We start from the raw sequence: 13,950 nt of genomic DNA, 5'->3' as shown, positions 1-13,950 counted from the left end.
GGATGGCCAACGCACGAGGTCGCGGGGCACTCGGAGGAGGGAAACGGGGCGGGGGCAGGCGGGGAGCACGCGGGAACACGCCGCGGAGCGGAATCCCGGCGACGGCCCGCGGGACCGGTGGACACGGACGCCCCGGTCCCGCACCGAGTCGGTCCCGCACCGAGTCGGGCGGGGCGGCGCGGCGGTCGCATGAAGGCGGCGGTCACATGAAAGGGGTGAGGAAGCGGCGCAGCGCCTCTTCGTAGGTGTCCGGGTCGGCGTTCCACATGGCGCCGTGCGGCGCGTCCGCGACCACGTGCAGGATGACCATGTTGGGCTGGGCGGCGGCCATGCGACGGGAGAGCTGCCAGGGGGCCACGGTGTCGCCGGAGCCGTGGACGATCAGGGTGGGGACGCCGAGGCGCTCCGGCCCCGGCGTATCGAGGTGACGGCCCCCGTGGTGGTCGCCGTGGCGGCCGATGCGGCCCTGGGCGGCGCGGACAGCCAGCGGCAGCAGCGCTCCGGGGACGCGGCGGGCCGCGGCCAGGGCGCGCAGCGTCGATTCCCAGCTGAGCACCGGGGAGTCGAGGACCAGCCCGGCGACGTGATCGCGCAGTTTGGAACGGGCGGCGGCGCGCAGCGCCATGGTCGCGCCGGTGGACCAGCCGAGCAGGACGACCTGCCGGGCACCGGCGTCCATCGCGTACCGGATCGCCGCGTCGAGGTCGCGCCACTCGGTCTCGCCGAGGTGGTTGAGGCCGTCGGGCGAGCGCGGTGCGCCCTGATCGCCCCGGTAGGAGGGGACGAGCACCGGGAAGTCGTGGCGGTGCAGGAACTCCATGAGGTTCATGGCGTGTTCCCGAGTGGCGCCGAGGCCGTGCACCGCGATCACCCAGGTGTCCCGGACGCCCGGCACGAACCAGGCGGGGAGAGGGCCGAGTTCGCCGGGGACATCGATGTCGGTGTGAGCCAGGCCCAGGGCTGTCCCCGGGTCGCCGACGTAGAGGTTCGGGGTGAGCCAGACCCGGTCGCCGGGCTCCAGGGCACCCCGCATGACACGTTCCAGGCGGCGTACGACGGTGTCGGCGGAGTCCGGGACGCCGTCCAGGACGGGTCCGACGACCGCGTGGGTGCCGTCACCGGAGAGGCCGTAGCGGCCGGGCCGCAGCGCGACGAGGTGTCGGGTGAGGGTGACCTGGCCGGCGGCGGTGCCGTGCACGGTGAGCCGGGGCTCGGTGGGCAGGGGCCTGCCCGGCGGCGCCTTGAGGGCGGCGTCGCTGGCGAACCGGCCGATCGCCACCGCGGCGACGGAGGCCCCTATCACGGCGGTGACGGCAGCGGCCGTCGCTCTGGCAGTACGCACCCACCCAGTGTCCCGGCCGACCGGCCGACCGGCCACCCCAGCGACGGCCCGAGCCCACGGGACGCCGGGACGCGGGTCACCAAGGCGCCGGGACACCGGGCCACCGAGTCGCCAGGTCGCGCGGTATCGATCGGTCAAGGGGCGCCACGTCAGGGCGTCGCCGCCCCGCGTCGCCCGACCGCGCCGGAGTGCGGCACCGCCCCGCCTCCGCCGCCAGGCGGGTCAGCCGCGCTGTCCATAGCTCCGCAGGCGGTCGGTGACCTCCGCCAGGTGGTCGGCCGACAGGAGGTTCGGGGAGCGGCCGGGGACGGACGAGGCGGTCAGCCAGAGCCTGCACATCCACTCCAGTTGGGCGGTGCGGTCGTAGGCCTGGTCGAGGGTCGCGCCGTGGGTGAGGGTGCCGTGGTTCTGGAGGAGGCAGCCGGTACGGCCCTCGAGGGCGTGCAGCATGTTCTCGGCCAGCTCGTCGGTGCCGTACGTCGCGTAGGGAGCCACCCGGACGGGTCCGCCGAGCGCGGCGGCCATGTAGTGGATCAGCGGGAGTTCGTCGACGAGCGTGGAGACGGCCGTCGCGTGCACGGCGTGCGTGTGTACCACCGCGCGGGCGCCGGTCGTGCGGTACACCGCGAGATGCATGGGCAGCTCGCTGGTCGGGACCAGGGTGCCGAGGACCTGCCGGCCGGTGAGGTCGACGCCGGTGACGTCGTCCGGCGTCAGCCGGTCGTAGGGCACTCCCGACGGTGTGACCAGCACGGTCTCCCCGACCCGCACCGAGACGTTGCCGGAGGTCCCGACGACGAGCCCGTCCGAGACGCTCCGGCGGGCCGCCCCGACGAGGGTGGTCCAGGCGTGCGCCTCCTCGCCGCTCACGGCCCTGTCCTGCCGCTCCCGCCGCTCCCTCACGCGCTGCGGGCGGTCCTCGGCGCGTGCTGCGCCCTCCGCGCCCCGCCGGTCCCCCTGTCGCTCAGTCATGCCGCGATCCTGCCGGGTGACCGAAATCTCTTCAACGGCGTCCCGTCGGCTCCCCCGACCGCCCCCGACCGCCCGCGACCGCCCTCGGCCCACCGTGGAGCAGTCGGCTTCGTCACAGTCACCCTGCCGCCCGTTCCAGTTCATCTTCCGTTCACCCAGGTTACCTAGGTTCAACGCGCCAATGACTTCGAACGATTGCCTGGGTAAATGGAAAGCTTCTCGCTGATCCTCGCGATTGTGGTGGTAACCGCACTCGCGTTTGATTTCACGAACGGTTTCCACGACACCGCGAACGCGATGGCGACGACCATTTCGACCGGTGCCCTCAAGCCCAAGGTCGCGGTGGCGATGTCCGCCGTGCTCAACCTGGTGGGCGCCTTCCTCTCCGTGGAGGTCGCCAACACGATCTCCAAGGGCCTCGTCGACGAGGCCGGCATCCGTCCCGAGGTCATCTTCGCCGCACTGGTCGGCGCGATCCTCTGGAACCTCCTGACCTGGCTGGTCGGTCTGCCGTCCAGCTCCTCGCACGCCCTGATGGGCGGCCTGATCGGCGCCACCGTCGCCTCGGCGGGCTTCGGCGCGGTGCACGGCGACGTCCTGGTCACCAAGGTACTGATCCCCGCGGTCGCCGCGCCGCTGGTCGCCGGCCTGGCCGCGATGTTCGCGACCCGGCTGACCTACCGCATGGGCCGCAAGTCGGCCGGCAGCAATGCCTCCGAGAAGGGGTACCGGGCCGGACAGATCGCCTCCGCCGGTCTGGTCTCCCTGGCCCACGGCACCAACGACGCCCAGAAGACGATGGGCATCATCACCCTGGCCCTGATCGCCGGCGGCACCCTCGCCCCGGACTCCGACCCGCCGATGTGGGTCATCCTCTCCGCGGGCATCGCCATCGCGCTCGGCACCTACCTCGGTGGCTGGCGCATCATCCGCACCATGGGCAAGGGCCTGACCGACCTCCAGCCGCAGCAGGGCTTCGCCGCCCAGACCAGCGCCGCGACGGTCATCCTGGCCTCCTCCCACCTCGGTTTCTCCCTGTCCACCACGCACTCCGTCTCCGGTTCCGTGATGGGCGCGGGCCTGGGCCGCAAGGGCGGCGTGGTCCGCTGGTCGACGGCCACCCGGATGTTCGTCGCCTGGGGCCTGACGCTGCCGGCGGCGGCCCTGGCCGCGGCGATCGCCGAGTGGGTCTGCGGCTTCGGCAGCTGGGGCACCGCCCTCGTCGCCGTCTTCCTGGTCGCCTCCAGTGCGGCGATCTGGAAGATCTCCCGGCGCGAGGTCGTCGACCACACCAATGTCAACGCCACCGATGCCACCGACGAGGAGCAGAGCGGCGTCGTGACCGCGGCCATGGCCGCGGTGGCCCCCCCGCCGGCGAGCCCCGTGGCCGAGGAGCTCTCGGCCACCATCCCGGCCCCCACCGACCCGATGGCCCCTCCGGCCAGGACCACGGTCTGACCCCGCAGGAAGACACGTAGGAGAAGAGCACCATGAAGATCGACTGGGCGGCCCTCGGTTCCGTCTTCGGCGTCAGCCTCGTGGTCACCGTGGCCCTGGTAGCCCTGTTCACCCTGGGCGTTACCGGCCTGTCCCGCCGTGAACGGGCCGCCGCCCAGGGCGAGTCCGCGGTCCTGGCGGTCACCGGCGCCTACGCCTGCTTCGCGGCCTGCGCGGCGGCGGTGGCGTACGGGATCTATCTGATCATGGCCTGATGGCTTCCTGATGCGCCTGACGGCTGCCTGATCCCGGGGCAGGGCCCGGGCCTGCGTCCCGGTCGGGGTCATGTCGTCCGTTTGGCGGGCGGTGCGGGGCACGTTGCCTCCGTACCGCCCGTTTCGCGCTTCCCGGACCATCCGTCGACCGGTCCCTGGCCGCCCGCCGGCCGTTTCCGCTCCGCCCGTCACGCCGCGGAGTCCCCTGCCCGCGGTTCACCCTCCGGAACCCCTCTGTGGGCCTCAGCACACTTCAGCCTCGCAGGTCAAAGGCAAGTTGACGGTTCTTCCGGACCGTGGTGAACTGCCGGAGCCATTACGGCGGCAGGAGAGGAAGCCGGTGCGAATCCGGCGCGGTCCCGCCACTGTCACCGGGGTGAACGACCCCGGGAGCCAGGAACTCCCACCGCCGGTCTCGTCGAACCAGGGCGTGGACACCCTGAGTGAGGACATACCGCCATGCCCGGCTGCCTGTTGAGGTCGACCAGCGATGCTCCGCCCCGGCTCGGGGCGGCCATTCCCACCGGATCCCTCACCGGCTGAACCCATGGGTGCCGATCGCGAGTTCGCGTACGGCGCCGCCGCCGGCCTTCTCGGCGACCTGCTTCTCGGCGATCCCCGCCGAGGGCATCCGGTCGCCGCTTTCGGGCGGGCCGCGGCTGCCGTGGAACGGGTTCTGTGGCAGGACGACCGGGGCCGGGGCACGCTGCACACCGCCGTCTGCGTCGGCGGGGTCGTCGCTCTGGGGAGCCTGGCCGCCCGCTGCGTACGGTCCTCCCCCGCCGCCTCCGTCGCCCTGACCGGCGCGGCCACCTGGGCCGTCGTCGGAGGGACGTCGCTGGCCCGGGAGGCCCGCGCCATCGGGCGCGCCCTGGAATCCGGGACCGCCGAAGGAATCGAGGCCGCGCGGGCGCGGCTGCCGCACCTGTGCGGGCGGGACCCGCAGGCGCTGGACGCCGAAGGGATCGCCCGCGCGGTCGTGGAGTCCGTCGCCGAGAACACCTCCGACGCCGTGGTGGGCGCCCTGGTGTGGGGTGCCGTCGCCGGTGTGCCGGGGCTGCTCGGGTTCCGGGCCGTCAACACCCTGGACGCCATGGTCGGCCACAAGTCCCCCCGCCATCTGCGGTACGGCTGGGCCTCCGCGCGCCTCGACGACGTCGCCGGGTGGCCCGGGGCACGGCTGACCGCCGTGCTCGCCGCGGTCGCCGGGCCGGATCCGCGGGGTGCCGTCCTGGCCTGGCGCGCGGATGCCGCGAAGCATCCGAGTCCCAACGCCGGGCCCGTGGAAGCGTCCTTCGCGGGCGCGCTCGGCGTGCGGCTCGGCGGGACGCTGTCCTACGCCGGGCGGGTCGAGCACCGACCCGCCCTCAACGGCGGCGGCCGTGCCGTGGCCGTGGCGGACATCGACCGCGCGGTACGGCTCTCGCGGCGCGTCGGCTGGCTGGCACTCGGCGTCGGCGCCGCCGCGCGCATCGGCATACGGACCGTTGCGCGTACCGGCGTACGCACCGGTGTTCGGGCCGCCGCCCGGACCGGTCTGCGGACCGTCGCGGAAGCTCGTGGAAAGGGACGTACGGCATGACGGACGGTAGGTCGGTCGGTATACCGAGCGGTATGACCGGCGGGGGGCTGCTGGTCGCCGGTACGACGTCGGACGCCGGCAAAAGTGTGGTGACCGCCGGGATCTGCCGGTGGCTGGTGCGGCAGGGCGTCAAGGTCGCGCCGTTCAAGGCGCAGAACATGTCGCTGAACTCGTTCGTGACGCGGGAGGGCGCCGAGATCGGGCGGGCGCAGGCCATGCAGGCCCAGGCCTGCCGGGTCGAGCCGACCGCGCTGATGAACCCGGTGCTGCTCAAGCCGGGCGGCGAGCGGAGCAGCCAGGTCGTGCTGCTGGGCAAGCCGGTCGGTGAGCTGAGCGCGCGCGGCTACCACGGCGGGCGGCAACAACAGCTCCTGGGCACGGTGCTGGACTCGCTCGCGCAGTTGCGGGCCACGTACGACGCGGTGATCTGCGAAGGGGCCGGCAGCCCGGCCGAGATCAATCTGCGGCGCACCGACATCGTCAACATGGGGATCGCCAGGAACGCCTCGCTCCCCGTCCTCGTCGTCGGCGACATCGACCGCGGCGGGGTCTTCGCCTCCTTCTTCGGCACCGTCGCGCTGCTGTCACGCGAGGACCAGGAGCTGGTCGCCGGCTTCCTGGTGAACAAGTTCCGGGGCGATGTGTCGCTGCTGGAGCCGGGCCTGGACATGCTGCACGGTCTGACCGGGCGGCACACGTACGGCGTGCTGCCCTTCCGGCACGGGCTCGGCATCGACGAGGAGGACGGACTGGCGGTGTCCCTGCGGGGCGCCGTGCGGGAGTCCGCGGTCGCCGCGCCGGTCGGCGAGGACGTGCTGCGGGTCGCCGTGTGCGCGGTGCCGCTGATGTCCAACTTCACGGACGTGGACGCGCTGGCCGCGGAACCGGGCGTCGTGGTCCGTTTCGTGGACCGGCCCGAGGAACTGGCCGACGCCGACCTCGTGGTGGTGCCGGGCACGCGCGGCACCGTACGGGCGCTTCAGTGGCTGCGGGAGCGCGGGCTCGCGGACGCCCTGAAGCGGCGGGCCGCCGAGGGGCGGCCCGTACTCGGGATCTGCGGGGGCTTCCAGATCCTCGGCGAGCACATCGAGGACGACGTGGAGAGCCGCGCCGGCCGGGTCGACGGGCTCGGGATCCTGCCCGTACGGGTGCGGTTCGCACGGGAGAAGACGCTCGAGCGGCCCGTCGGGGAGGCCCTCGGGGAGCCCGTCGAGGGCTACGAGATCCATCACGGGGTCGCCGACGTAAGGGGAGGTACGGCGTTCATCTCCGATGGCAGGGGACACAGCCTCGATGGCTGCCGGGTCGGGCAGACCTGGGGCACGCACTGGCACGGTTCGCTGGAGTCGGACGGCTTCCGCCGGGCCTTCCTGCGCGAGGTGGCCGCCGCCGCGGGACGCCGTTTCGTACCGGCCCCCGACACCTCGTTCGCCGCGTTGCGCGAGGAACAGCTCGACCGGCTCGGCGATCTGATCGAACAGCACGCGGACACGGACGCGCTGTGGCGGCTCATCGAGTCCGGCGCCCCGCAGGGACTGCCGTTCGTTCCACCGGGAGCGCCCGCGTGAGCACCGTGTCGTGGTCGACCGTCGACACGGATCTGCCGGCGGTCCCCGCCGCCCCCGGCGTCTCCTGCCGGATCGGCAAACCGACCCGCGTGAACGTGGCGGCGGAACTGCCCGCGCTGCTGGACGGCGTGGAACTCGCCGTCGTCCGGCTGCTGGGTGACAAGCGTGCCGGGGAGGCGGAGCCGGACCAGAAGACCCTGGACCGGCTCCGGGCAACCTGCCTCGACCATGAGGGCGACCTGGAGGAAGACCAGTGATGTCCCTCGGAACCCCCGTATCGGCGGGGACGACCTGGCCCTGCCCCAACGCCGTCGGCGCACCCCAGGACCGCTCCCGCGTCGGCGGGGAGCAGGCCTTGATCCTGCCGCTCTCGTGTTCCGCGCTCGCCCCCATCCCCCAGGAGTCACCCGAAGGAGTGGTCCGCACATGAGTACGCCCTACCCTTTCACTGCGATTGTCGGCCAGGACGACTTGCGTCTTGCCCTGCTTCTCAACGCGGTGAGCCCAGCAGTGGGCGGAGTCCTGGTACGAGGCGAGAAGGGCACCGCGAAGAGCACCGCCGTACGCGCCCTCTCGGCGCTGCTGCCGACGGTGGACGTGGTTTCCGGGTGCCGTTTCTCCTGCGCTCCGGGCGCACCCGCCCCAAAGTGCCCTGACGGTCCTCATGAAGTGGGCGCCGGGGTGGACCGGCCGGCGCGGATGGTCGAACTGCCCGTCGGTGCCTCCGAGGACCGGCTGGTGGGCGCGCTCGACATCGAGCGGGCGCTCTCCGAGGGCGTCAAAGCCTTTGAACCTGGCCTGCTCGCCGACGCGCATCGCGGGATCCTCTACGTCGACGAGGTCAATCTTCTGCATGACCACCTCGTGGACCTCCTGCTTGACGCCGCGGCCATGGGCGCCTCGTACGTCGAGCGCGAGGGTGTCTCCGTGCGTCACGCCGCGCGGTTCCTGCTGGTCGGGACCATGAACCCCGAGGAAGGCGAGCTGCGACCCCAGCTGTTGGACCGTTTCGGGCTCACCGTGGAGGTGTCCGCCTCGCGGGAACCGGACCAGCGGGTCGAGGTGGTCCGGCGGCGGCTCGCGTACGACGACGAACCGGCCGCCTTCGCGGCCCGGTGGGCCGACGAGGAGGCCGCGCTGCGGCAACACATCGCCTCCTCACGGGAGTTGCTGCCGTCGGTGCGGCTCGGGGACGCGGCGCTGCGGCAGATCGCCGCGACCTGCGCGGCTTTCGAGGTGGACGGCATGCGCGCAGACATCGTGATGGCGCGCACCGCGACCGCGTTGGCCGCGTGGGCGGGGCGGACCGATGTGCTCGCCGAGGATGTGCGACAGGCCGCGCTCCTGGCCCTGCCGCACCGCAGGCGTCGTTCGCCCTTCGACGCGCCCGGTCTGGACGAGGACAAACTCGACGAAACGCTGGAGGAGTTCGGCGACCGGGGCGAGGGCGACGACGACCCCGACCCGGGACCGGGCGGTGGCCCGGGCAATGGCCCGGGTGGGCAGCCGGCACCCGGGGACGGCCCTCAGGGGGGTGACGCCTCCGCGCGGCCCGAGGCCGGCGAGGGCGGGGAACCGCAGGCGGGGCCCGGTGCCGGGGAGCAGTCCACCGTACAGGCCGCCGAGCCTTTCCGTACGAAGACGCTGAGTGTCCCCGGCATCGGTGAGGGTGCCGCCGGGCGGCGGTCGCGGGCGCGGACCGACCGCGGACGGACCACGGGGGCGCGCCGGCCTCAGGGTGCGCTGACCAAGTTGCATCTGGCTGCCACCGTGCGGGCTGCGGCGCCGTATCAGCGGGCACGGGGGCGCAGCGGCCCGGGGCTGGTGGTCCGGCGGGACGATCTCAGGCAGGCGGTGCGGGAGGGCCACGAGTCCAATCTCGTGCTGTTCGTGGTCGACGCCTCCGGGTCGATGGCCGCGCGGCAGCGGATGAGCGCCGTGAAGGGTGCCGTGTTGTCGCTGCTGCTCGACGCCTACCAGCGGCGGGACAAGGTGGGGCTGGTGACCTTCCGCGGGGCGGCCGCCGAGGTGGCACTGCCGCCGACCTCGTCCGTGGACGCGGCGGCGGTCCGGCTGGAGTCGCTGCCGACCGGCGGGCGTACGCCGCTCGCGGCAGGGCTGCTCAAGGCGCACGACGTGCTGCGTGTGGAGCGGCTGCGGGACCCGGCGCGGCGGCCGCTGGTCGTGGTGGTGACCGACGGGCGGGCCACCGGTGGCCCGGAACCGGTCGCCCTCGCCGGGCGGGCGGCACGGCTGCTGGCCGCCGAGGGGACGGCTTCCGTGGTGGTGGACTGCGAGGCGGGGCCGGTGCGCCTGGGTCTGGCGGGGCAGCTCGCGGGTGAGCTGGGCGGTACGGCGGTGACGCTGGACGAGTTGCGGGCGGACTCGATCGCCGGGCTGGTCAGGGATGTGCAGGGTGCCGGAACAAGGAGGGCGGCGTAATGCCGAAGGGACAGCCGAGTGTCGTACCGCAGGACGGACTGACGACGCGTCAGCGGCGCAACCGGCCGCTGGTCGTCGTGCACACGGGCGTCGGGAAGGGCAAGTCGACGGCCGCCTTCGGGCTGGCGCTGCGGGCCTGGAACCAGGGCTGGCCGATCGGGGTGTTCCAGTTCGTCAAGTCGGCGAAGTGGAAGGTCGGCGAGGAGAACGCGCTGCGGGTGCTCGGCGCCTCCGGCGAGGGGGGCAGCGTCGACTGGCACAAGATGGGCGAGGGGTGGTCCTGGGTGCAGCGGGACGCCCAGCTGGACAACGAGGAGAAGGCCCGGGAAGGCTGGGAGCAGGTCAAGCGGGATCTGGCCGCCGAGACGTACCGGCTGTACGTGCTGGACGAGTTCGCGTACCCGATGCACTGGGGCTGGATCGACACCGACGAGGTCGTGTCGGTGCTGCGCGAGCGGCCCGGGACCCAGCACGTCGTGATCACCGGGCGGAACGCGCCGGAGAAGCTCGTGGACTTCGCCGACCTCGTGACCGACATGTCCAAGGTCAAACACCCGATGGACGCGGGGCAGAAGGGGCAGAGGGGCATCGAGTGGTGAGGACGTCGATGCCGTCGGCGGCGCAGGCATCGGCGGCGCAAACGTCGGCGGCGCCGCCCCGGCTGGTCATCGCCGCGCCCTCGTCGGGCAGCGGCAAGACCACCGTCGCCACGGGGCTGATGGCCGCGCTCGCCGCGCGGGGACTCGCCGTGTCCCCGCACAAGGTCGGGCCGGACTACATCGACCCCGGATACCACTCGCTGGCCACCGGGCGCGTGGGGCGCAACCTGGACGCGTACCTGTGCGGGCCCGACCTGATCGGTCCGCTGTTCCTGCACGGGGCGCGCGGGTGTGACATCGCGGTCGTCGAAGGCGTGATGGGGCTGTACGACGGGGCCGCGGGGCAGGAGGAGCTGGCGTCCACGGCCCAGGTGGCGAAGCTGCTGCGGGCGCCGGTGGTGCTGGTCGTGGACGCGTCGTCGCAGTCCCGGTCGGTGGCGGCGCTGGTGCACGGGTTCGTGACGTGGGATCCGGAGGTGCGGATCGGAGGCGTGATCCTCAACAAGGTCGCGTCGGACCGGCACGAGGCGTTGCTGCGGGAGGCGTTGGAGTCGTCGGGGGTGCCGGTGCTCGGTGTGGTGCGGCGGGCTCCGCGGGTCGACACACCGTCGCGGCATCTGGGGTTGGTGCCGGTCGCCGAGCGGCGGGACAGTGCGGTGGAGGCGGTTGCGGCGATGGCCGCGCAGGTGGCCGCCGGGTGCGATCTGGAGGCGTTGGTCGAACTGGCGCGCAATGCCGGTGCGTTGACCTGTGCGGGTTGGGACGCGGCCGAGGTTCTGAGTTCTTCGCCCCCGCCGACCCGACCCGGCCCGGCCCCGGGGACTGCCGCCCCCGGCCCCCTGCTTCGGCCTGGACGGCCTCGTCCTCACTCGCCGGACGGGCCAGTGGTGGTCGCCGTTGCCGGTGGGGCCGCGTTCTCGTTCTCCTATGCGGAGCATACCGAGCTGCTCGCTGCCGCCGGGGCCGAGGTCGTCGTCTTCGATCCTCTGCGGGACGAGGAGTTGCCCGAGGGGACCCGGGGAGTGGTCGTCGGGGGCGGGTTTCCCGAGATGTACGCCACCGAGCTGTCGGCCAACGAGCCGCTGCGGAAGGCCGTCGCCGAACTGGCTCTGAGCGGTGCTCCGGTGGCCGCCGAGTGTGCGGGACTGCTGTATCTGTGCCGGGAGCTGGACGGTGTGCCCATGTGCGGGGTGCTGGACGCCACCGCGCGGATGACCGAGCGGCTCACCCTCGGTTACCGGGACGCGGTGGCCGTGTCGGACAGCGTGCTGACCGGGGCCGGGACGCGGATGCGGGGGCACGAGTTCCACCGCACCGTCGTCGAGCCCGGCGCGGGGGACACACCCGCGTGGGGTGTGCGGACACCGGCACCGCGCGTCGAAGGATTCGTGCGGCGCGGTGTGCACGCCAGCTATCTGCACACGCACTGGGCGTCCGAGGCCGGTGTGGCCCACCGGTTCGTGGAGCGGTGCCGGACCTCATGAGCGGCGGCGGGACGAGCGGCCGCGCGCGCGAGGCCGCCGAGGTGCTGGGCGCCGTGCCGGTGGTGACCCCGGCGACCGGTGTCGTGGGCCCGGCCGCCGGTCCACGGATGCTGGGCCTGCCGGTGGAGGGCGACGTGGCCGCCGTGTCGCGCGCCCTGCTGGACGGCGAAGCGGTGGCGCTGTGTGCCGAGGTGACCTGGCCGCTGCCGCCGGTGCCGGTCGCCGGCGAGGGGGCGTACACGCTCCGCCTCACGGACCGTCTGGTCGAGCCGCGCGCGGGGGAGGCCGTCCTCCGGCCGCCGTCCCTCGTCGTCGGGGTCGGTGCCTCGAAGGGCGTCCCGGTCGACGAGTTGCTCGCCCTGATCGAGGCGGCCCTGCGCGACGCCGGGCTGTCTGCCACGTCACTCGCCCACCTGGCCACCGGGGACGCGAAGGCCGAGGAGCCCGGCATCGTGGAGGCGGCCCGGCGGCTGGGTGTGCCCCTGGTGGCCCACGGCTCCGGGGAGCTGGCGCGCGTCGAGGTGCCCCACCCGTCCGACGCGCCGCTGGCCGCCGTCGGCACCCCGTCGGTCGCGGAGGCCGCCGCGCTGGTGGGCGGGGGCGAACTCCTCGTGCCCAAGCGCAAGTCGGAGCGTGCGGACGGGCGGCCCGCGAGGGCGACCTGCGCCGTCGTACGGCGGCCGGCGACGCCGGGGATGTCGTACCGAACGCCTCACGGCCGGACGACGACGGACCCGGCCGACACGAACACACGCACACGCACACGCACCCGCACCCGCACTCCCATGCGAGCTGAATCGGAGGGCAGCATGCACGACCTGCGACACCACGGGGACGCCGAGGTCCGGGACGACGGCTCCGCGCTGGTCGACCTCGCCGTGAACGTCCGCTCGGGCACTCCCCCGGCGTGGCTGCGCGAGCACATCACCAAGTCGGTGGCCGGCCTCGCCGCCTACCCGGACGGGCGGGCGGCGCGGGCCGCGGTGGCGGAGCGGCACGGGCTGCCGGTGGAGCGGGTGCTGCTGACGGCGGGGGCGGCGGAGGCGTTCGTGCTGCTGGCGCGGACGCTGAAGGTGCGCCGGCCGGTGGTGGTGCATCCGCAGTTCACCGAGCCGGAGGCGGCGCTGCGGGACGCGGGACACACGGTCGACCGGGTGCTGCTGCGGGAGGAGGACGGTTTCCGGCTGGACCCCGACGCGGTTCCCGAGGCCGCGGACCTGGTGGTGATCGGCAACCCGACGAATCCGACGTCCGTGCTGCACCCGGCCGCCGACATCGCCCGGCTCGCCCGGCCGGGTCGGACCCTGGTCGTGGACGAGGCGTTCCTGGACGCGGTGCCGGGCGAGCGGGAGGCACTGGCCGGCCGGACGGACGTACCGGGGCTGGTGGTCCTGCGCAGCCTCACCAAGACGTGGGGCCTGGCGGGGCTGCGCATCGGGTACGTCCTGGCAGGGCCGGAGACGATCGAACTGCTGACGCGGGCGCAGCCCTTGTGGCCGGTGTCCACGCCCGCACTGGCGGCGGCGGAGGCGTGCGTCGGGCCCGGGGCCCTGGCTGAGGCGGCCGAGGCGGCCCGCCGCGTCGCCGCGGACCGCTCCCGTCTCCTCACCGGCCTCGAGGAGTTCGCCGACCGCGGGGTACGGGCCGTGGAAGGCGCCCGGGGCCCCTTCGTCCTCTTCCGGCTCCCGCACGCGGCGGCCGTACGGGAGCGCCTGCGCGCACTCGGTTTCGCGGTACGGCGCGGGGACACCTTCCCGGGCCTCGACCAGCGCTGGCTGCGTGTCGCGGTGCGCGACCGTGGGACGACGGACGCGTTCCTGGAGGCGCTGGGCCGGGCCCTGGACGGGGGTTGAGCCGAGCCGCACACGGCAGCGGCCCGCCCCTCACCCACCCTGGGTGGGTGAGGGGCGGAGGCGAAGCACCGGACGGGGTCTCCGCGTCCGTCCGTTCCGGGCATCGCCGGAACGCGCCACCACGCCTGCCGGGCCGACCCGGCCCGCCGGCAGGTCGACACGAGAACGCCGGCCCTCGGGGCAGTCCGCAGTGGGGACGCGCGGCGCGAGAACCCGGACCACCGACGGCTGCGGGCCCGGTGCCGGGAGCACCGGGCCCGTAAGGCCATGGCCGCGGGGGCCTCTGCTGCGGCGCCCCGTGCGGGAACAGCAAGGGGGCCGCGCGGCATCGGGGCCGGCGGTGGGAACGCCGGGCCCGGGGCGTCGATGTCGTCGTCGTGGCCGCCGGTGTCAGGT

The 13,950-nt window shown here is 73.9% G+C and carries 12 protein-coding genes and 1 riboswitch; of the genes, 10 read left to right on the top strand and 2 right to left on the bottom strand.

What is annotated here, in order from left to right; genetic code table 11:
* Positions 1-202 precede the first annotated feature (202 nt).
* Positions 203-1,342: an alpha/beta hydrolase gene (locus tag ACFP2V_RS12835; protein WP_381210179.1), complete on the bottom strand. Its 1,140-nt coding sequence runs from the start codon at positions 1,340-1,342 to the stop codon at positions 203-205.
* 222 nt (positions 1,343-1,564) lie between these two features.
* Complete coding sequence (locus ACFP2V_RS12830) at positions 1,565-2,314, bottom strand: class II aldolase/adducin family protein (protein ID WP_381210176.1); 750 nt, start codon at positions 2,312-2,314, stop codon at positions 1,565-1,567.
* A gap of 207 nt (positions 2,315-2,521) precedes the next feature.
* Here ACFP2V_RS12830 and ACFP2V_RS12825 point away from each other — a divergent pair, with 207 nt between their 5' ends.
* The 10 genes from ACFP2V_RS12825 to cobC all read left to right on the top strand — a co-directional run bounded on the left by ACFP2V_RS12825 (position 2,522) and on the right by cobC (position 13,554).
* A complete protein-coding gene (locus ACFP2V_RS12825) occupies positions 2,522-3,772 on the top strand; it encodes an inorganic phosphate transporter (RefSeq protein WP_381210174.1) in 1,251 nt (416 codons plus the stop codon).
* Between the two features lie 32 nt (positions 3,773-3,804).
* Positions 3,805-4,026, top strand: a complete 222-nt coding sequence (locus ACFP2V_RS12820; RefSeq protein ID WP_381210171.1) for a hypothetical protein — start codon at positions 3,805-3,807, stop codon at positions 4,024-4,026.
* A 283-nt stretch (positions 4,027-4,309) separates the two neighbouring features.
* Positions 4,310-4,448: riboswitch (cobalamin riboswitch) on the top strand.
* A gap of 125 nt (positions 4,449-4,573) precedes the next feature.
* Complete coding sequence (locus ACFP2V_RS12815; protein WP_381210168.1) at positions 4,574-5,608, top strand: cobalamin biosynthesis protein; 1,035 nt, start codon at positions 4,574-4,576, stop codon at positions 5,606-5,608.
* 32 nt (positions 5,609-5,640) lie between these two features.
* The gene (locus ACFP2V_RS12810; RefSeq protein ID WP_381210165.1) at positions 5,641-7,176 is read left to right on the top strand and encodes a cobyric acid synthase; all 1,536 of its coding nucleotides are present in this window, start codon (positions 5,641-5,643) and stop codon (positions 7,174-7,176) included.
* A complete protein-coding gene (locus tag ACFP2V_RS12805) occupies positions 7,173-7,433 on the top strand; it encodes a hypothetical protein (protein ID WP_381210162.1) in 261 nt (86 codons plus the stop codon). Before ACFP2V_RS12810 ends, ACFP2V_RS12805 begins: the two co-directional genes overlap by 4 nt.
* Positions 7,433-7,606 carry a hypothetical protein gene (locus ACFP2V_RS12800; protein ID WP_381210160.1) on the top strand — a complete coding sequence of 58 codons (174 nt, stop codon included), beginning with the start codon at positions 7,433-7,435 and terminating at the stop codon, positions 7,604-7,606. Before ACFP2V_RS12805 ends, ACFP2V_RS12800 begins: the two co-directional genes overlap by 1 nt.
* Positions 7,603-9,618: a putative cobaltochelatase gene (locus ACFP2V_RS12795; protein WP_381210157.1), complete on the top strand. Its 2,016-nt coding sequence runs from the start codon at positions 7,603-7,605 to the stop codon at positions 9,616-9,618. Before ACFP2V_RS12800 ends, ACFP2V_RS12795 begins: the two co-directional genes overlap by 4 nt.
* On the top strand, positions 9,618-10,217 hold the full coding sequence (cobO, locus tag ACFP2V_RS12790) for a cob(I)yrinic acid a,c-diamide adenosyltransferase (protein ID WP_381210154.1): 600 nt from the start codon (positions 9,618-9,620) through the stop codon (positions 10,215-10,217). The genes ACFP2V_RS12795 and cobO overlap by 1 nt, the downstream gene beginning before the upstream one ends.
* A gap of 8 nt (positions 10,218-10,225) precedes the next feature.
* Complete coding sequence (locus ACFP2V_RS12785; protein ID WP_381210385.1) at positions 10,226-11,701, top strand: cobyrinate a,c-diamide synthase; 1,476 nt, start codon at positions 10,226-10,228, stop codon at positions 11,699-11,701.
* A complete protein-coding gene (gene cobC, locus ACFP2V_RS12780) occupies positions 11,698-13,554 on the top strand; it encodes an Rv2231c family pyridoxal phosphate-dependent protein CobC (protein ID WP_381210151.1) in 1,857 nt (618 codons plus the stop codon). Before ACFP2V_RS12785 ends, cobC begins: the two co-directional genes overlap by 4 nt.
* Positions 13,555-13,950 lie beyond the last annotated feature (396 nt).

It is taken from the genome of Streptomyces incanus, from assembly GCF_042656345.1.
Lineage (GTDB): Bacteria > Actinomycetota > Actinomycetes > Streptomycetales > Streptomycetaceae > Streptomyces > Streptomyces incanus.
Note: the sequence above shows the minus strand (reverse complement) of the source record. Positions and strands in the feature narration are given on the sequence as shown.

What these genes read in the sequence shown, in the direction of transcription:
- ACFP2V_RS12830 (WP_381210176.1), bottom strand. Translation starts at nt 2,314, where the DNA reads ATGACTGAGCGACAGGGGGACCGGCGGGGCGCGGAGGGCGCAGCACGC.
- ACFP2V_RS12825 (WP_381210174.1), top strand. Translation starts at nt 2,522, where the DNA reads ATGGAAAGCTTCTCGCTGATCCTCGCGATTGTGGTGGTAACCGCACTC.
- ACFP2V_RS12820 (WP_381210171.1), top strand. Translation starts at nt 3,805, where the DNA reads ATGAAGATCGACTGGGCGGCCCTCGGTTCCGTCTTCGGCGTCAGCCTC.
- ACFP2V_RS12815 (WP_381210168.1), top strand. Translation starts at nt 4,574, where the DNA reads ATGGGTGCCGATCGCGAGTTCGCGTACGGCGCCGCCGCCGGCCTTCTC.
- ACFP2V_RS12810 (WP_381210165.1), top strand. Translation starts at nt 5,641, where the DNA reads ATGACCGGCGGGGGGCTGCTGGTCGCCGGTACGACGTCGGACGCCGGC.
- ACFP2V_RS12800 (WP_381210160.1), top strand. Translation starts at nt 7,433, where the DNA reads ATGTCCCTCGGAACCCCCGTATCGGCGGGGACGACCTGGCCCTGCCCC.
- ACFP2V_RS12795 (WP_381210157.1), top strand. Translation starts at nt 7,603, where the DNA reads ATGAGTACGCCCTACCCTTTCACTGCGATTGTCGGCCAGGACGACTTG.
- cobO (WP_381210154.1), top strand. Translation starts at nt 9,618, where the DNA reads ATGCCGAAGGGACAGCCGAGTGTCGTACCGCAGGACGGACTGACGACG.
- ACFP2V_RS12785 (WP_381210385.1), top strand. Translation starts at nt 10,226, where the DNA reads ATGCCGTCGGCGGCGCAGGCATCGGCGGCGCAAACGTCGGCGGCGCCG.
- cobC (WP_381210151.1), top strand. Translation starts at nt 11,698, where the DNA reads ATGAGCGGCGGCGGGACGAGCGGCCGCGCGCGCGAGGCCGCCGAGGTG.